The sequence below is a fragment of the Methanogenium cariaci JCM 10550 genome (assembly GCF_001315945.1).
In the GTDB taxonomy this organism is placed as follows: domain Archaea; phylum Halobacteriota; class Methanomicrobia; order Methanomicrobiales; family Methanomicrobiaceae; genus Methanogenium; species Methanogenium cariaci.
On record NZ_BBBG01000006.1, the window covers coordinates 97,944 to 113,729 of the forward strand.

The following is a 15,786-nucleotide window of genomic DNA, read 5'->3' on the forward strand; positions in this document are numbered from 1 at the left end:
ATGTTACGGAAAAGAATTTTAACCTGACAAAGGGTTCCGGCTCATGCTTTGTATCGTCAGTGCCTGCAGGTGCGGATATTTTTGTAGACGATACTGACACGCTCTGGCATACCGACTCCCTCATAACCGGAATAGAATCGGGAACACATACTATCACGGCATATAAGGACGGGTATCAGCCGGAATCTGCAGACGTAACCATACGTATGGGTGAACAGTCTGAAATTTCCTTTGTATTCGGCGGGAACAAAACAGATGCATATTCTCCGGCTTCATCCGGTATGGGTGATGGAAAACCGGATCCCCTGCCTTCTGAGACAGAAGTGACCAAAGAAAAAATCGGAGAGGATATGCCTGAAGCAGATGGCGGAATCGTAGGGTATATTTTTGATATCTTTGCCGGTATCTTCTCCGGTGCACCTGAGGCATCGGATTCCCTTCCGGTAGTTACCACCAATGCGTCAGCACCGGTAGCACCGCCGGAAGCAACAGTCGCAGGTCCGGATCCTTCTGGGTATGATGCTCTCCCGGATGAAACGACCGAGAATTCCGGCATCAATGATGCAGAAGCGGGCACCGGGGGGGGACTTTATGTGACCTCCTATCCGGACAATCTCCCGATTACTCTTGATGGGGGGGTAAAGACCGATAAGAAAACCCCTCAATATTTTTGCGGTCTGAAAGATGGTTTCCATAAAGTGATGGTAAGCATGGTAAGCGACAGTTCCGAACCCGCGAAGATGGCACAGAAGACGGTCCGTGTCTTTTCCGGGGGGGACGATTCCCGTATAAAACTTGAACCGGGAGTATTCTCACCGAAAGTCTCTGTTACCGTTCAGTCAAAGGATTTCAGAGATTGTGTATTTATGATTGAAGGTGAATCTCCTGAATATACCTTCCCATCAACCGTGTCTGTTGAAAAGAGCGGTACCTACCTCACCGTAGTAAAAGACGGGACATTTTATACCTTTAATGCGGGACATCAGGAGGAGAATTCCGTATTAAATATTCAGTGTCCTAATGCCAAAGAAAACACCGGGACAATTAGCATCACGAGCAGCCCTGCCGGTGCCGCCGTCTCGGTTGACGGATACCGGACTGATCTCATTACCCCCCCTGCACGGTAGACAATGTAACGGAAGGCAATCATATCCTGAAGGTGTCGAAGGGAGGATATTATCCGGAAGAGAAAGAGATCCGGTTTGTAAATACCGGTCAGTCGGATAATTCGGATTTCAGTTTTGTCCTGAAAGAATATCCCTATGGGAGTCTTCGTATTGATAGCACCCCTTCCGACAGTATGATCTATCTGAAGGGAAGATATACCGGAGTTACCACTCCGCATGAATTTGAATATCTGCCGATAGGCAGTTATGATGTTGCGGTGGTGTACAACCGGACCGTGTATAAGGAAGATATTGTAACCGTTGCACCCCTGGATAAATCCGGTGTTACTCTGTATAATGTAACACTGGAGATGTGATTGGAATCAATGAACCATTCCCTTTTTTGCATATCTCCGGTATTTCCTGGCACAGTCAGTGAGGGATATTCCTGTTCTTCCCGTTTTAAAATCGGCAGGATATAAACAGAAAATCTCTGCTTGTTCTCTCTTTGCCGGGGGAGTTTTCAAAGTAAAGTTTATAGAAATCATCTGATACTTTTTGAAGTGATGTCAAAAGATTAATAATAATGTCCGTAATACATTTAGCATGGTTCGTAGTAAAAATGTATTATTTATGGCTATTTTTGCCACAATTATTGTTACATTCGTATCAGGATGTACTGGGACTGCTGAGGAACATTCTGTTTTGCCTGGGGGAAACCGTTGCCGGAGGTTCAGTTATCGTCACCGACATGATCGGGCGTGAGGTTGAAATTCCTGCCTCGGTAAATTCCGTTGTCCCTATTGCACAGGGATCAACACGGGTGTTCTCCTATCTTGGTGCCACAGATCTTATTGCTGGCATCAGCAATACTGAGAATAAATCATTCTCAAAGTACGCATATCTTGCGGCACACCCGGAATTAAAAGCTCTCCCCCCCATCGTTGATGCCGGAGGTGCAGGAGATCCGTATTTTGAGGAAATTTTGAAGATATCCCCCCCTGATCTGATTGTTGCATCCTACATCGATGTGAAAAATGCTGATCATATTCAGGAGAAGATCGGAATTCCGGTTGTGGTGATCCAGCCCGGCGTCGGCAGGATCGGATTTATGGATTACAATGACGACACCAATGACCTCTATACCTCCCTTGATCTGATTGCTTCAATAATCGGAAAGGAAGAGAGGGCAGCAGAGCTGAAATCATACATAAAAGGTATTCTTGGTGATCTAAATGAGAGAACATCAGATATATCGGATGATGAGAAGGTCCCTGTTTATGTAGGGGGGGCCTTTCAAAACAGGGAGCCTTTGGTCTTTCATCAACACAGGTCAAGTATCCGCCGTTTGTATGGGCAAATGCCGATAATGTTGCATCAGGAGTTAAATCAGTATCAAATACCATGGAGATCAGCAAAGAACAGATCATCGACTGGAACCCTTCCGTATTATTTGTTGATCTCTTAAATGTCGGTGTCACAAAAGAGGATCTTAAAAGTGGCCTCTATAATGACATCGATGCGGTAAAAAACGGAGATATTTATGGGGGGGTACTGCCATATCCGGGATATGGCCTTAATCACGAGATGGTTTTCGCAGACAGTTATTATATTGGTTCTGTCCTTTATCCGGATCGTTTCGCCGATATAGATGTAAAATCAAAGACAGATGAAATAACAAAGGAATTTAATGGAAAAGGTGTCTATGGAGTGATCACCAAAAAGACCGGAGGTTTTGAAAAGATTGAGTATTGAGTTATTTAACTTCCCCCCCATTTTTTTGCTGGAATATTTCGTTTTTCCCGTTCTGTTCGCTCTCGATTGCTGCTATCACTCCGGCATACTAATCATTCTGTTTGGATGAGTGTTTGGATGAGTACAGGACGGCTTACCTTTTTATAATAAAAATGCCATTGTGCTTCCTGTTGATGAGGTATGCCGAGCGATTATTTTGAAATGATGCTGCGTTCCCTGAACCTGACGGCAGAAGAACGGGAGATGATAGTAGAGAAGAGAAAGGAGCAGTGTATCTGTGACATCTGCCGACGTTTGAGGCCTGCAGGGGGGGGAGGCGGAAGGAAACGAAGGATTTGCCTTCTGTACGCTGGGGGGGACGAGTCCCTGTATTGAAACAGAGGTTGAATGCCTCTGCTCTACCTGTCCACTGTCACGTGAGATGGGCCTTGCGTATTCGTATTACTGCACCCGGGGGGGTTCTGAGACGCAGCAGAAGATCAGGGATATTATTGGGGTGAAGTGACTGAGCTGATGTGCAGAGCAACCATTGTGGATTTTCATGGGAAAGAGGAGATGACGTACAGTAGTGTGAGTCTTGTCGGAAATGGGAAATACACCGGTGAGTTCTCTCAACTGGAAGCGGAGAATATGGGTGTGGCCAGTCTATTCTCCATTTTGCCATCTATACGCACCGTGGGAGATGGTTTTGTTAGAATATGATACATACTCCAGAGTATATGCCGTCTCTTTCTGCAGGAGATAATGGGTATAAATCAGAATTAGGGTTGTTTATCCAACACTTCCTCGATTGTCGAAACATAAATTGATGAATCTTTGATACTGCCGCGTTCTGCAAGTGCCGACCTGACATCCCTGAGGATGGATTCCATCAGAATTTCTGCATCACACTGCTGGTCAGTGTCTACTTCAATGAATCCGGTGAGTGTTGCGCTGAATGTTTTCATACTATGTTCTGCCTTATTGGGATGTTGCATCTCTTCCGGCATCAAATAGCTGTTTCCGACAAAAACGGTCTTGGCTATCCCTTCATGATGGCGGTGGTGTATTTTGCCCCGGTTGATGCACCCTGTTATCCCACCACGGCATCCCCTGACCTGCGGGGGGGAATTATGTTCATCGGAGATTCAATGGGGGGGAGGTGCAGGGATAAGTAGCAGCCTCAGAAATTTGTGATGGTTACCCTTTTTGGTGCTCCCGGATCAATACACAATATCAGGAGGAAGATGAGTCCCATGCCGGAAGAAAACCCTTCAGAGATGATATACCTGAATAATGCCGCAACGAGCTGGCCGAAGCCACCGGGGGTTCGTGCTGCTCTGGGTGATTCCCTTGCCCGTCCGGTCTTTGGGTCCGGGCGGACGGCAGGGAGTCAGGGAGACGATTTTGTGACACAGGCACGCGAGGCACTTACCCGGTTTTTTAATGCGGGCCCGGAGGAGAACTGGATATGTACGCATAACGCGACCGATTCTCTCAATATGCTCATCCACGGATTTCTCGCCGGGGGGGTGGAGGGGGGGCCCTGTCATGTGATCACAACTGCACTGGACCATAATTCCGTGCTGCGGCCGCTTTATGAACAGGAAAAACAAGGGCGTATCAGCCTGACCGTTGTCCCGTTCGAGAACGCCATCGTCTCCCCCCCCGACGCTGTCCTGAATGCAATCCGGCTGGATACCCGACTCATGGTCATGAGTCACGGAAGTAATGTCCTCGGTTCTGTGCAGGATATTCAGGCGATCGGAGAGATACTCCATGAACATGGGGTGTATTTCATCGTCGACGGGGCACAGACCGCGGGGCATATCCCGGTGGACCTCGGGAAACTCCCGGTGGATGCCTATGTCTTTACCGGGCACAAGGGCCTCTTTGGTGTACCGGGCACGGGGGGGGATTTTACCTCCGCGACCCCGGACCGGGTGACGCCAATGCGCTTTGGCGGAACCGGGACAGACTCCTTTTCCCTTTTCCAGCCACAGGAGATGCCGGAGAAATTTGAAGTGGGTACACCGAACTATCCCGGCCTTGCGGCGCTTGCGGCAGGCATTGCCTTTGTCGGTTCAGCAGGGACGAATGCCATCGCCGCAAAGGCGGAGCGGCAGACTGCATATATCATACAGGAACTCGCAAAAGAGTCCAACATGATCATCTATAATATGACTCCCCCCCATCTGCCTATCGTTGCATTCAACATTGCGGGAATGGAGAACGACGACGTGGGGGGGTTCATTCTGGCCCGTGCCTATGGTGTGATCTCCCGGATCGGGTTACACTGTGCCCCCCCCTGGTGCATCAGACACTCAACGGGGGGGGAACGGCTGTGTACGGCTCAGTCTCTCCTGGTTTACCACCGATGAGGAATGCAGGGCGGCGGCAAATGCGATACGGGAGGTGGCAGCGAATGCGCATTCTGCGCTCAGTCAGGCATAAATCCTGTGCGGATGGTTCCCGGATGAAGGAGTTTCTCCTCAGTGAACCGGTGACCGAGGATTTCTTTCTTTTTCTCAGGGATTTCGGACGCGTGGAGCGTCTTGCAAACGTCGGTGCCGGGTTTTATAAATTTGAGAAGACGGATTTCTTCTCGATCAAGGGTCTTGCCGGGGATACGACAGTTGAGGTGAGGTTCAGGCGGGAGGTGATGGATATCACGGTGGACTTCCTCTACGCCCTCTTTCATTTCTACCGGGACGGGAAACCGGATATCGATACGCTGAAACGGCGGGAGGCCGGTGTGGAAAGGCGGGTGAAGGAGTGCCTCTACGGGAAATGAATACCGTACGGGGGGGGTTCGCATCTTCGTGTTTTTCCTTTTCAGCAGGTTTATTCACCCGGCAAACCCACTTCTGATAAATGCAGAGCCAGATCACATGGGGGGGGATACTGTTCCTTGCGGCGGGCCTTGTGCTCACGCTCATCTCGGTAACAGTCATCCCGCTCTTTTTCCTCTTCTATGGAATTCCGTTGCTCGTCATCGGTGTCGCGCTCATCATCTTTCGGAGGAGGGAGGAGATCATCGAAGAGGCTGCAGACAGAGGATATAAGGAATGATCATCACTACAACAGAACAGGTGCCTGGACATGAATACGAAATTCTTGGCATCGTCTCAGGAAACACGGTTCGTGCAAAGCACCTCGGCAAGGATATCATGTCAGGACTGAAGAGCATGGTCGGCGGTGAACTCCAGGAGTACACAGACATGCTCTCCGATGCCCGCAAGGAATCAATTAACCGGATGATAAACGATGCAAAACGAATAGAGGCCGACGCTGTCGTAAATGTCCGGTTCACTACATCCCAGACGACAGCCGGAGCAGCCGAGCTGCTGGCGTACGGGACCGCGGTGAAGCTGATCCGGTAACTCTGGCTCTTCGCTTTTTTCAGGTATCATTTTCACCTATTTTCTGAAATCTTCATGAGGATACAGGGATGGCGTCTGCCGGATCTGAAGTCCCGGAAGGGGGGGGTGCAGCAGAGATCCGGACACCACAATGAATATCCGTATCGAATGCTGGATTTCCCTTTGTGCCCTCTCACCAACCTTTATCATCTGATTTGAAGCATTACTTCAGGTAAATTTCATAACTGATTCTTTTATTCTGAACATATTTTGGTGACGCTACAATGCATACAGGAACACAACATATTACATTTTCAGATTCCGGCAGGGGCGCTGTCCGGCATGCCCTGAAGAATACCGAATGCACGGTTATTTCGCTCCCAGACGACCTGGGGGTCGGTCCCATCCACCCGTATGACAGTGCAACGAGAATTGATTTTTTCAGCGGGCTGTGTCCGGGAGGTGAATTTGCCGAATATGCAGATGAAATGAAGATATTATCTGACGCATTCTGGGAATCAGTATCGGAACCCTATGAGAAGAAAGTGGTCTGGTTTTCACGGCGTTCCACGATGGAATATGCAGGATTTCTGGAATTTTTGTCATGTCAGGATGATCTGTCCCGGATTGAAGTTGTCGACCTGACGGATGGAATCACCGGTGAGGGTGCAGAGATGTATGGCGGAAAGCCCTACCGAATTGTCACGGATGCAATCGGTGCGATGAAACCGGAATGGATTGTTGCTGCACTCGGCACATCCCGACCTCTGCGCGAGGATGAAATTGTATACTATCATGCCGTGTGGGCGAGACTGCAGGATGAAAATGCCAATCTCAGGACACTATGGAGGGGGGGGCAGCTGTATTCAGCTGAGGAGGATCTCTATGATGATTCTATCTGCGGTCTTGTTCCTGGAGAATGGAGATCTGCCGCACGGGTTGTTGGCGAAGCACTTGGAAAGTTAAGCGACGAATACCATCAGACCGGTGACCTCTACCTATACAGCAGATTACTGTATTTGGTGGATATGGGAACGATCACGTGCAGGGGGGGACAAAAAGGCAATGCGTCTTCTCGAAGTGAAACAGAATCCTCGTTAATCCGTTGATACTCTCTCTGAGAGGTTCTGTTCCAATCATCTCCGTGGACGGAATGGCCGCAGGGTGGCGGACGAAATAGGGCATGTGACGGGGGGGAATGCCATGTTATGTGCTATTGCATCAACATAGTGCATGTAGATATGGAGTCCGTTGCCGACATCCCCAAGAGAGACCGCTGCAAGATGGATGCTGATCGCATTCAGCGGTTCTTTGTCCGTCCCTTCTTTTTGAGTCTGACCATCGGCATCCCGTTCTGTGTCTTCAAGTTGCTCTTTGGTATCACGGCGGTTCGCATCGGTATGGACACATCGCCTAGCCTTGTCGGATTCGGCTGGCTCGTTATTGGGTGGGCAATCGCCGACCTTCTAATGAACATCGGCAGGAGCATTCTCGACCTCGCCGGGCGGCCCGCATTCTTTGACTACTGCACGATTGCACAGGCTGGTCGTATCATGGGGCGGCCACTTGTCTTTCTTGCGTTTGACACCTTTCTCTCCTTTGCTATCATCTGTTTTATGCTTTGGTCCGGGTGGATTACTGAGCTTTCCAGAGGTGAGGGCTATCTCTGGTATGCTGCCACCACCCTGAACCTGATCAGCCTATCGATGGTATCTCTCTATAATGAGGTGAGAAGGGATGGGTGAGGTCATGGTTGGGATGAAGCAGAAATCACCTGAGTATTTAGCACAGGTATGGTTCACAATCAGTGTCTAAGCATAGCGTTTATTGAATCAATGCATTTTCATTTATTAGATAAATTTATGCCTTGTGTCGACCATAGGATCCTGCAGTATTTATTATGTGGTCATTTTCTAAAAGAAAAGTTTTGCATTTTCGATCTTCGCAGATAATGCCCATCCGGTGATTATTGAACGTCTTTTCGGAGAGGTTCCATGGTCCGGTGCCCCCCCATCCGGATGGTGGCTGTGTACTGGATAATCGGTCGAATACATCAGGTCAGAATGAGGTGATGTGATGAAGGAAAAATTAAAATTATTAATCGAAGCATATCAGGGGTATTTTGTTGAGCGGGAAGATGAAATCAGGGGGGGTGCATTTCTGGCAATTCTTGCCAATGAAAACCTGCTCTTTCTCGGTCCACCGGGGACGGGGAAGACATATCTGGCACAGAACATATGCGGCAGCATCAGTGGTGCTGAATTTTTTTATTACCTTCTGACGCACGTTACCACATCTGAAGAACTCTTTGGGCCGTTGTCACCGAAAGCGCTTGAGGGGGGGGATGAATTCAGAAGAAAGATGGAGGGATGCCTGCCCACCTCCCATATCGGATATCTTGATGAAATTTTCCAGGCGAACGGTTCGGTACTGAATGGTCTTTTAACCATACTCAACGATCGCACATTCCACAATGGGCCTGAAGTTGTTGACACCCCCCCCTTCTTTCAGTTTTCGGTGCCTCAAACGAGCTTCCTGAGACTGATGAAAATGGAGATGCCCTCTATGACCGATTTCTCTTCAGATATGAGGTGAAACCCATCACCGTTGAGGAAAACCTCTGGAAGGTGATCTTTGAAAACTCTGAGAATTTTTTGCCGTCGGTGAATCTATCGGTCAGTGAAATTCTTGAGATCAGAGAACAGGCAAAGAGCGTCGGTTTTTATGACGATGTCATGGATATCCTGATGGCAATCCGGCGTGAGTTGAGGGAAAAGGCCGGGATGATAGGACATGGGCATATATCTCGGACCGCCGCTGGAAAAAGATTGTGAATGTGCTGAAAGTGGCTGCGGCAACCCAGGGTCATGACAAAGTGAGCCGCTCCATGCTTCTCATACTGGAGCATCTGTTGTGGGATCATCCTGAGCAGAAACTGGCAGTCCGACGCATCATTATTGAATTGACCCTATCCGGTGGGAGGAGTTTTGATGCTATTGAGGATGAGATGACGCGGCTTGATCCGGAAAACTATGCATTTTCCAAGAAAACGATAATACTTCCTCAGACAGTTATATTCAGGAAGAATGATAATTCGTCTGGCACTGGATCTGCTTCATCCGGGAATGTGAAAATACTCTCGACACTGACTGACGTTATCGTTGCTGGCAGATCGAGATACTGCAACGATTCCATCTGTAATTTTACCATGAATTATGAGAATTACACGTATGAAGGATTAATGGAAGCCCTTCTTGAGGAATATGGCATTTGTCCGGAATCACAGATACGGGACTCGTTTATTGACTATGAATATATGGTTGGGGGGGAGATCCGGGATGAGTTTCTTGATCTGAAACGATATGATGCAGATTATTTTAGCCATTATAAACGGGATCTGGAAGATAATATATGGGTTAATGCCCGTGATGTTGACGAGGTGGTCATTTATCATCAGAAGAAGATGTCTGAAATGGACCGTCTGGACAGGGAAATATCAAAAGCTGAACAGATATCCCCTGAATATGTGTTAACGAAGGATGGTAGAAATTATCAGAGTTTGGATCAACGAAACAACCGGGCCGCAGACCATTGAACCGGGTTTGAATATTCCGGATCTGTTGAATCCCTCAACGATTTTTATAACAACGAACATGATTGACAGAAACCTGAAATGGGCAGTTCCCATCGGGCAGGTGAGATATTGAGATCATAATGGAATGGACTCAAAAAGGCTGAATTGTAAAAAGAAGACATGTCCCTCAACCTAAAGAGCTTTAACGTTTACATTTCCGTTTGTATTCTCTATTGTTATTTTATCCCCTCCGTTTCCTAACACTCCTTCCATGTGAGTTACTTCTGTCCTCGTGAAATTCAGTGCGATCCCTTTCACCGAAATGATCCCATTCGTTGTTTTCATCTCAATCGCGGCGTTGAGTGACGGGTTTATGGAAACGGTGATTTCTCCGTTGATGGTTTTTATCGTGGCACCGTTCCTGATATCGTATATCTCTGCAACAATATTTCCGTTGGAAACCTCCAGCTCGTCAATTCCCGTTGTTTCCCTGATCTCTATATTGCCATTATCTACCCGTGCCGACACGTAGCCATCGACATTGTTCATTGTTATCTCTCCATTGGAACATGATGCTGACATGTCCCCCCCTTTGGTGCCTGAAATCCGAATCTCTCCGTTCGATTGTTCAACGGAATCAACGGTGACATTAGTGGGAACGGTAATGTCCATATCAACAGATACCATTGGAGGGATGACTGTCAGGGATGTTGCCTTTATTGTGATCTCATTGTTGTTTTTGATGGCAGTTATTTCAATGTTTTCCAGTTCATCCTCGCCGAAACGACTCTTCTTAGTGGTGTTCAGTGTGATGGTATCACCCTCCCGGCTATTGATTGAAATCTGACCGTTACTATTGACAACTCTCAATATGGTACTGTCATCTGCTTCATATTCGTCATCGAATTGTGCGGTCACTTCTGGCCCCCCCGGTCCGAGATCTGTACATCCGGGAATGGCAGCGGCGAGGAATAGTGCCAAAAACAAAGTTGTAAATTGAATTTTTTTCATCATGGTCTCCTTTGATACCTGAGATAGAACTACCTATATATCAAATGATCCGGAGATTTTGTGAACACCGCTGTCCACTCAAAATAACCATCCTCTCAGCGCAACAGATAGTGAACCGTCCACTGGGAGTATCTGAAGAGTCCAATTCGTGAAAAGATCTTCAGCCAGCCGAGTTTCTTCTCTCCGGAATCGAAATAGGACCAGTCATCGAGCAACTGAATCCCCTGGTGCCACTCCTCCATCTCCCTGCTGTGGCGGATGCCGGAACGAAGGCTGCATCCTTCCCGAGGTGCAGGCGGCGCCTCATCTTGTGCTCCACGATCGTTTTCAGCGGTTTTCTGACCCATATCGAGTTCACCATCTCGCAGACGAGCTCAGATCCGGGAAATCTTTTCTGGAGCGTAAGCACCAGTGATTTGACTGCCTCTGCCTCGAGGTACATAAAGACACCTTCCGCCATGAACAGAAACGGGCCCGTATGGCTGGATACAACGGACATCCATCCCTCATCCAGCACCGAAGATGCGATCAGGTGGTAACGGTCTGTTTCCGCAAAGAATTGCTTTTTGATATCGATGACTTCGGGAAGATCGAGATCATAGAAGTGCACCGTGCCGTTGTCTGTACGCAGGAAGCGGGAATCCAGCCCGCATCCGATATTCACCACAACACCGTGGGGGGGGATTGCGCCAGAAATTCCAATACATATTGATCATATTTTTTGGCACGGATGGCGATATGCACTACCAGCATGGGGTCCAGCGTGCTTTCCACCAGCATCCGTTCCAGCGGATCGTCGGAGTGGGAAAGGATTGAATTGAGTCTGGCGGTGACTTCGACAGATTTCGGATCGTATAGGATCGGGTCCGCCGACTGGGTTTCGATGGCATGGCAGTAGAGGGTGACAAGCGAGGTGGCGGCCACATCCCCCCCGATTGCGATTTCCCGGACCATGTTTCTCTCCCCCCCACTCCCTCGCATGGGGGGGAACGCATCCGCAGAGGATAAAAGTAGCTGTGAGTTTTCTCTCTATGACCCCCCCCTATGTGGGGAATCGGGGAGTAAAATGGACGTATTTTCTGCACCGATGTATTGCCGGAAAAATACGATTGGAATGCATTTTATTTGCTAAAATAATGATTTTTTGAGGACTATTATGCGGTTGCTATTGGCAGGTATTTTGAAAGGATGTATGGGGGGGTGTCTTTGGGTGTGATAGGGTCGCTCCGGGCTTCTGTGTGGATGCGTTTTTCCGGTTTATTGGCCATTTTTGGGTTATTTATGTGTTGCTTAACCTGGTGACAGGATTCTGTATTGATTTTTTAGTTAGGGGGGGATGATTATAGGTCTGCAGAAAACAGAGTTACTGCAGAGGTCACTCATACTATGCGAATAAAGATCTGTGGTATCACCACACCTGAGGATGCAATAGCGGCAGTTGCGGCTGGTGCAGATGCGATCGGTGTGATCTCCTGTTCCCCCGAATCGCGGCGCAACCTGCCGGATACCCGGGTGCGGGAGATATTTTCTGCGGTTGGTGCTGGCGTAGTCCGTGCGATTGTCACCCATACCACCGACCCGGATGAACTTCAGGCCGTCTGTGCACTTTGCCCTGATGAGATTCAGATGAGTTATCCGTTTCCCCGTTCGATGGTGCCCTCTTCGATTCGTGTTGTCCGGGTCATATCACCCAGCATGCCGGTGCCGGATGATTGCGACGGGGGGGTCATCGTCGATGCGAGTATGGGGAAGGGAAAACGGTATGATCCTGCATATTCGGTTTCCGTGAGAAAACGGGCGAAGGTTCCGGTCTATCTTGCAGGAGGTCTGACACCGGAAAACGTCAGTGAGGCCGTGCGGTCCATCTGTCCGGACGGGGTGGATGTGGCGACCGGCGTTGAAGTGTCACCCGGTGTTAAAGACCATATTAAAATCCGTGCCTTTATCCGGGCGGTACGGGACGCGGAAGCCTCACGCAAAAAATGTGAATGAAAAGAGAGGCCGCATTCAGGGGAGATGATTGAGGTAATTTCATCCCTGAAAGTTTCCGCTTCCTTCCCGGTCTCCGCTTCGACATAGAGACGCATGAAGGGTTCTGTGCCGGAGGGACGGAGGAGTGCCCACATCCCCTTTCGGTTGATTCTGACACCATCCGTTAGATCGAGGGCGTCGCCTGCAAAGGCTTCTTTTGCTTTTATCAGGAGTGCCTGTGGTGACTCGGTGTGAATCTTATCCTTTAGCATGGTGTGGGGGGGCGGCAGCGTCGCCCGGAGCTCGCTGAGTGTTTTTCCGCTTGATTTCAGGAGTGCCACCATCGTTGCGGCGGTCATCGCGCCGTCACGGCAGTGCTGGTGGCCCGGAAGAATGAGACCGCCGTTTCCTTCCCCGCCGAAGACCACGGTCTTGCCTTCTGCTGTAAGAGCAAGCATCCGCCGTGCAACAGAGATGCTTCCGACCCGGGTGTAGTCAACATGGGAACCGGTCTCTTCTGCAATCTGTTCTGCAAGGAATGATGTGCTGACCGGTGTTACGACAATGCCGGGGGTCTCAGAGCAGATGAACCGTTCAACAAGGGCAAACTGTTCGTTTTCCTCGAGGTATTCTCCGGTTTCATCGACAAAGACCGCCCGGTCCGCATCACCGTCATGGGCGACACCGAAGGCAGCACCGGTCTGGCGCACCAGTTCTGCCATCGGCTGCAGACCTTCCGGTGACGGCTCCGGCATTCTGCCCGGAAATGTCCCGTCCATCATACCGTTGATGGTGACCACGCGGCACCCCCCCATCTTTGTGAGCACCTGCGGGGTGCTCTCACAGGCAGGGCCCGAACCAGGGTCGGCGACAACGGTCATCCCGTCCGCGGTGATGTCGTTCCAGTACTCGGCAACGGCATCGATATACTCGTTTACCATTTCCGGCGCGGAAGTGAGGGTGCCCATCTTTTCCCATCCTGCGAGGGTGAACTCTTCTGCAAAGAGGTGCTGTTCGAGGCGGATGGTCTGGGCATCGTCCATCTCGGTACCGTCGCCTTCGATGATCTTCACTCCGTTATATTCCGGCGGATTGTGGGACGCGGTGATGACGGCACCGGCATCACAGTGTTCGCGCACCAGATATTGGACCGCAGGGGGGGTGGGAAGCACACCGAGGTCAACGACATCGCACCCGGTTGCAAGCAGTCCCGCGATCACTGCACGGGAGAGTGCCGGGCCGGATGTGCGGGTGTCGCGCCCCCCCACACCAATACGCCCATTTCTCATCGTTCCCAGCGCCATTCCTATCTTCATCACCAATTCAGGGTTCATCTCTTTACCGATGATACCCCCCCGGACTCCGTTTGTTCCGAACAGTTGTTTATCAGGCGTTTCCATGGTATTCTCCCTCCAGTGTTTTTCCTACATCGTGTAATTCATGTTTCATTCGGTCGATTCCCTGCATCAGCGCTGCAAAGGCTTCCGGGCGGTGACGGGCGATCACGGCAATATATGTGAGGTCATCGCCTGCGGGAATGATGCCTGTTTGGTGGTGGAAGCGCACACCGAGGACACCGGGAATCTGTTCCATACCTTTTCGTATATCTTCAGAGAGTGTATGGATGGTTTCGGTGTCCGTAAAGTCCATTGTTTCGGTGATCTCAGTGCCGGTAACCTTCCGGACAATGCCGTTAAATGCGGCGATACATCCGGTATCATCGGACATGTGGTCACGTTTGAGTTCCTGCACCAGTCCCTGAAGGGTATATACTTCGGAAAACTCGCTGATATGGGTGAGGACATCTTCCGGTCGGGGGGGATTTCTGAGAACGCACCCCTCGATTTCAAGGTCACCGATAACCACCTTTTGAAAGGATTCTGCTTTATGTCCTTCAATGATGGTGTATTCCACTCCCTGGTCTGAGAGAAGGTTCAGCATATCGTGTAGTGACCCGTTGCGTATGGCAGCGATTGCTTTTTCCGGGTCGGTGCCGATGACGATGTCTGCCCCGTGTTCATAATGGGTTGTGGTGTCTTTGCCGGGGGGGGCCTGTTCAAAATAGTGTGAATGAAGGTGTTTTATCACCGCAGTTTTTCCGTGTTCTTTAAGCAGGGGGGGATGAGGGAATGAATGAAGGTGGTCTTCCCGCTGTTTGACCTGCCGACCACATGTATAATTCTCATAGGTGTGCTCCGTCTGTTTGTTTTTTTCTGGTTTCTTTGTCTCTTTGTCCGTCGGTGCCGGTTCACGATTACGGATCATGGATGCCGCTTCTGCAACCTCACGCATGACTTCGGTGATGCGGTCTTCAATATCGATTTCATCGTCTATATCAATGGACGTGCCCTCGACTTCCAGAAGGAAGCGGGCCACTTCAGAGGATTCAAAGAGGATGTCATCGAGTTCATCTGCGGTAAAGAACCCGCAGAGTGCGCCGTAAAAAAAGGTGGCCCCCTGATTTCCGGACTTTTCGTTTGAATGAACTGCGTGCCTGATTGACTGCCTGCGGTGAATAGGTATCTGTCATGAAGGGGGGGACGAGGTCAGGGAGATTTTCCCCGATAAATGTCATCTCTGCACCGCCCCGTGTGGTAAAATCAGCACACAGGCGGGCGATGGCCCATTCACGTGCCGTTACATAGGTATGTTTCCGGAGAAACTGGTTCACCCTCCGGTAGGCTGCGCCGTCTACTTTCTGAAACTTACGGTATTTGTTGATTCGTTCTTCATCTTCAGGAGAAAGGGGGGGTGTTCGTCCCGGCAGCAGGGCAGGCAGGTCAGGGTTAAAGCCGAGAATGGTCTGCACCTCTCCCTGTATCTGTGCGAAAGAGTTCTCTGGTGGTGATGCTGGGGAATCATCCAATATTTCTGAAGAATGGTTTTCGACTTCGGGAGGATTTGTTTCCGCGGTAATTTTGTCGTCGGTCTGTTGATTAATGGGTTTATCTGTAGAGATTGTAGTGGTATTGTTGGTTAATGCAGCCAGGTCATGTTGCTCTCCCTGAGATGTTCCTTCCTTTGGTTC

23 protein-coding genes and 1 pseudogene are annotated in these 15,786 nt (G+C 49.7%); 17 read left to right on the plus strand and 7 right to left on the minus strand.

Annotated features, from left to right (window positions below; all coding sequences use genetic code 11):
* The first annotated feature begins 23 nt into the window (after window positions 1-23).
* The 6 genes from JCM10550_RS07265 (at window position 24) to JCM10550_RS20535 (ending at window position 3,563) form a co-directional block, all read left to right on the plus strand.
* Window positions 24-1,127 (plus strand): PEGA domain-containing protein, encoded by a 1,104-nt coding sequence (locus JCM10550_RS07265; protein WP_157200052.1) that lies wholly within the window; start codon window positions 24-26, stop codon window positions 1,125-1,127.
* A gap of 32 nt (window positions 1,128-1,159) precedes the next feature.
* The gene (locus JCM10550_RS07270; RefSeq protein WP_062398106.1) at window positions 1,160-1,483 is read left to right on the plus strand and encodes a PEGA domain-containing protein; all 324 of its coding nucleotides are present in this window, start codon (window positions 1,160-1,162) and stop codon (window positions 1,481-1,483) included.
* Between the two features lie 374 nt (window positions 1,484-1,857).
* Window positions 1,858-2,574: an ABC transporter substrate-binding protein gene (locus JCM10550_RS22460; protein WP_245618839.1), complete on the plus strand. Its 717-nt coding sequence runs from the start codon at window positions 1,858-1,860 to the stop codon at window positions 2,572-2,574.
* Entirely contained in the window at window positions 2,511-2,861 is a 351-nt protein-coding gene (locus JCM10550_RS22465) for a hypothetical protein (RefSeq protein ID WP_245618840.1), read from the plus strand. The genes JCM10550_RS22460 and JCM10550_RS22465 overlap by 64 nt, the downstream gene beginning before the upstream one ends.
* 180 nt (window positions 2,862-3,041) lie before the next feature.
* Window positions 3,042-3,236 carry a hypothetical protein gene (locus JCM10550_RS18515; RefSeq protein ID WP_157200043.1) on the plus strand — a complete coding sequence of 65 codons (195 nt, stop codon included), beginning with the start codon at window positions 3,042-3,044 and terminating at the stop codon, window positions 3,234-3,236.
* Window positions 3,237-3,362: 126 nt separating this feature from the next.
* On the plus strand, window positions 3,363-3,563 hold the full coding sequence (locus JCM10550_RS20535; RefSeq protein WP_062398108.1) for a hypothetical protein: 201 nt from the start codon (window positions 3,363-3,365) through the stop codon (window positions 3,561-3,563).
* 59 nt (window positions 3,564-3,622) lie between these two features.
* On the opposite strand, the gene JCM10550_RS07285 is transcribed toward JCM10550_RS20535, so the two are convergent.
* Window positions 3,623-3,808 (minus strand): hypothetical protein, encoded by a 186-nt coding sequence (locus JCM10550_RS07285; protein WP_062398109.1) that lies wholly within the window; start codon window positions 3,806-3,808, stop codon window positions 3,623-3,625.
* Between the two features lie 3 nt (window positions 3,809-3,811).
* Here JCM10550_RS07285 and JCM10550_RS07290 point away from each other — a divergent pair, with 3 nt between their 5' ends.
* The 10 genes from JCM10550_RS07290 to JCM10550_RS07335 all read left to right on the plus strand — a co-directional run bounded on the left by JCM10550_RS07290 (window position 3,812) and on the right by JCM10550_RS07335 (window position 9,797).
* The gene (locus JCM10550_RS07290) at window positions 3,812-4,018 is read left to right on the plus strand and encodes a hypothetical protein (protein WP_062398110.1); all 207 of its coding nucleotides are present in this window, start codon (window positions 3,812-3,814) and stop codon (window positions 4,016-4,018) included.
* A 78-nt stretch (window positions 4,019-4,096) separates the two neighbouring features.
* Window positions 4,097-5,221 carry an aminotransferase class V-fold PLP-dependent enzyme gene (locus JCM10550_RS07295; protein WP_245618841.1) on the plus strand — a complete coding sequence of 375 codons (1,125 nt, stop codon included), beginning with the start codon at window positions 4,097-4,099 and terminating at the stop codon, window positions 5,219-5,221.
* 44 nt (window positions 5,222-5,265) lie between these two features.
* Entirely contained in the window at window positions 5,266-5,634 is a 369-nt protein-coding gene (locus JCM10550_RS07300) for a hypothetical protein (RefSeq protein WP_062398111.1), read from the plus strand.
* An 80-nt stretch (window positions 5,635-5,714) separates the two neighbouring features.
* Entirely contained in the window at window positions 5,715-5,912 is a 198-nt protein-coding gene (locus JCM10550_RS07305) for a hypothetical protein (protein WP_062398113.1), read from the plus strand.
* Entirely contained in the window at window positions 5,909-6,223 is a 315-nt protein-coding gene (locus JCM10550_RS07310; protein ID WP_062398114.1) for a YbjQ family protein, read from the plus strand. The genes JCM10550_RS07305 and JCM10550_RS07310 overlap by 4 nt, the downstream gene beginning before the upstream one ends.
* Window positions 6,224-6,486: 263 nt before the next feature.
* A complete protein-coding gene (locus JCM10550_RS07315; RefSeq protein ID WP_062398117.1) occupies window positions 6,487-7,311 on the plus strand; it encodes a DUF3658 domain-containing protein in 825 nt (274 codons plus the stop codon).
* 99 nt (window positions 7,312-7,410) lie between these two features.
* Window positions 7,411-7,947 carry a hypothetical protein gene (locus tag JCM10550_RS07320; protein WP_245618842.1) on the plus strand — a complete coding sequence of 179 codons (537 nt, stop codon included), beginning with the start codon at window positions 7,411-7,413 and terminating at the stop codon, window positions 7,945-7,947.
* Window positions 7,948-8,278: 331 nt separating this feature from the next.
* Window positions 8,279-8,797, plus strand: a complete 519-nt coding sequence (locus JCM10550_RS07325; protein WP_062398120.1) for an AAA family ATPase — start codon at window positions 8,279-8,281, stop codon at window positions 8,795-8,797.
* Entirely contained in the window at window positions 8,794-9,036 is a 243-nt protein-coding gene (locus tag JCM10550_RS07330) for a hypothetical protein (protein ID WP_062398121.1), read from the plus strand. Before JCM10550_RS07325 ends, JCM10550_RS07330 begins: the two co-directional genes overlap by 4 nt.
* Window positions 9,033-9,797 carry a hypothetical protein gene (locus tag JCM10550_RS07335; protein WP_062398123.1) on the plus strand — a complete coding sequence of 255 codons (765 nt, stop codon included), beginning with the start codon at window positions 9,033-9,035 and terminating at the stop codon, window positions 9,795-9,797. The genes JCM10550_RS07330 and JCM10550_RS07335 overlap by 4 nt, the downstream gene beginning before the upstream one ends.
* A gap of 171 nt (window positions 9,798-9,968) precedes the next feature.
* Here JCM10550_RS07335 and JCM10550_RS07340 read toward each other — a convergent pair whose 3' ends face one another.
* The 3 genes from JCM10550_RS07340 to JCM10550_RS07350 all read right to left on the minus strand — a co-directional run bounded on the left by JCM10550_RS07340 (window position 9,969) and on the right by JCM10550_RS07350 (window position 11,741).
* The gene (locus tag JCM10550_RS07340) at window positions 9,969-10,790 is read right to left on the minus strand and encodes a DUF4097 family beta strand repeat-containing protein (protein ID WP_062398125.1); all 822 of its coding nucleotides are present in this window, start codon (window positions 10,788-10,790) and stop codon (window positions 9,969-9,971) included.
* A 157-nt stretch (window positions 10,791-10,947) separates the two neighbouring features.
* Window positions 10,948-11,454, minus strand: a complete 507-nt coding sequence (locus JCM10550_RS07345) for a class I SAM-dependent methyltransferase (protein ID WP_062398127.1) — start codon at window positions 11,452-11,454, stop codon at window positions 10,948-10,950.
* Window positions 11,448-11,741 carry a hypothetical protein gene (locus JCM10550_RS07350; RefSeq protein WP_157200044.1) on the minus strand — a complete coding sequence of 98 codons (294 nt, stop codon included), beginning with the start codon at window positions 11,739-11,741 and terminating at the stop codon, window positions 11,448-11,450. Before JCM10550_RS07350 ends, JCM10550_RS07345 begins: the two co-directional genes overlap by 7 nt.
* Window positions 11,742-12,173: 432 nt before the next feature.
* Between JCM10550_RS07350 and JCM10550_RS07355 the strand changes: the two are divergent.
* Window positions 12,174-12,677, plus strand: a pseudogene (locus JCM10550_RS07355) (phosphoribosylanthranilate isomerase); the annotation flags it as partial.
* On the opposite strand, the gene glmM reads toward JCM10550_RS07355, so the two are convergent.
* From glmM to JCM10550_RS18520, 3 genes are read right to left on the minus strand one after another with little or no spacing between them, the layout of a single operon-like run.
* Window positions 12,599-14,158, minus strand: coding sequence for a phosphoglucosamine mutase (gene glmM / locus JCM10550_RS07360; RefSeq protein ID WP_245618843.1), 1,560 nt, complete (start codon window positions 14,156-14,158; stop codon window positions 12,599-12,601). The pseudogene JCM10550_RS07355 and the gene glmM overlap by 79 nt on opposite strands.
* Window positions 14,145-15,257 carry a DUF5806 family protein gene (locus tag JCM10550_RS07365; RefSeq protein ID WP_245618855.1) on the minus strand — a complete coding sequence of 371 codons (1,113 nt, stop codon included), beginning with the start codon at window positions 15,255-15,257 and terminating at the stop codon, window positions 14,145-14,147. The genes glmM and JCM10550_RS07365 overlap by 14 nt, the downstream gene beginning before the upstream one ends.
* Window positions 15,166-15,567 carry a DUF5806 family protein gene (locus JCM10550_RS18520; protein ID WP_245618844.1) on the minus strand — a complete coding sequence of 134 codons (402 nt, stop codon included), beginning with the start codon at window positions 15,565-15,567 and terminating at the stop codon, window positions 15,166-15,168. The genes JCM10550_RS07365 and JCM10550_RS18520 overlap by 92 nt, the downstream gene beginning before the upstream one ends.
* Window positions 15,568-15,786 lie beyond the last annotated feature (219 nt).

Excerpts from the sequence above, each read along its gene's own strand:
- JCM10550_RS07315 (WP_062398117.1), top strand. The coding sequence starts at position 6,487 with ATGCATACAGGAACACAACATATTACATTTTCAGATTCCGGCAGGGGC.
- JCM10550_RS07285 (WP_062398109.1), bottom strand. The coding sequence starts at position 3,808 with ATGAAAACATTCAGCGCAACACTCACCGGATTCATTGAAGTAGACACT.
- JCM10550_RS07320 (WP_245618842.1), top strand. The coding sequence starts at position 7,411 with ATGTGCTATTGCATCAACATAGTGCATGTAGATATGGAGTCCGTTGCC.
- JCM10550_RS22460 (WP_245618839.1), top strand. The coding sequence starts at position 1,858 with ATGATCGGGCGTGAGGTTGAAATTCCTGCCTCGGTAAATTCCGTTGTC.
- JCM10550_RS07290 (WP_062398110.1), top strand. The coding sequence starts at position 3,812 with ATGTTCTGCCTTATTGGGATGTTGCATCTCTTCCGGCATCAAATAGCT.
- JCM10550_RS18515 (WP_157200043.1), top strand. The coding sequence starts at position 3,042 with ATGCCGAGCGATTATTTTGAAATGATGCTGCGTTCCCTGAACCTGACG.
- JCM10550_RS07340 (WP_062398125.1), bottom strand. The coding sequence starts at position 10,790 with ATGATGAAAAAAATTCAATTTACAACTTTGTTTTTGGCACTATTCCTC.
- JCM10550_RS07325 (WP_062398120.1), top strand. The coding sequence starts at position 8,279 with ATGAAGGAAAAATTAAAATTATTAATCGAAGCATATCAGGGGTATTTT.
- JCM10550_RS07350 (WP_157200044.1), bottom strand. The coding sequence starts at position 11,741 with ATGGTCCGGGAAATCGCAATCGGGGGGGATGTGGCCGCCACCTCGCTT.
- JCM10550_RS07310 (WP_062398114.1), top strand. The coding sequence starts at position 5,909 with ATGATCATCACTACAACAGAACAGGTGCCTGGACATGAATACGAAATT.
- glmM (WP_245618843.1), bottom strand. The coding sequence starts at position 14,158 with ATGGAAACGCCTGATAAACAACTGTTCGGAACAAACGGAGTCCGGGGG.
- JCM10550_RS22465 (WP_245618840.1), top strand. The coding sequence starts at position 2,511 with ATGGAGATCAGCAAAGAACAGATCATCGACTGGAACCCTTCCGTATTA.
- JCM10550_RS07305 (WP_062398113.1), top strand. The coding sequence starts at position 5,715 with ATGCAGAGCCAGATCACATGGGGGGGGATACTGTTCCTTGCGGCGGGC.
- JCM10550_RS07300 (WP_062398111.1), top strand. The coding sequence starts at position 5,266 with ATGCGCATTCTGCGCTCAGTCAGGCATAAATCCTGTGCGGATGGTTCC.
- JCM10550_RS07295 (WP_245618841.1), top strand. The coding sequence starts at position 4,097 with ATGCCGGAAGAAAACCCTTCAGAGATGATATACCTGAATAATGCCGCA.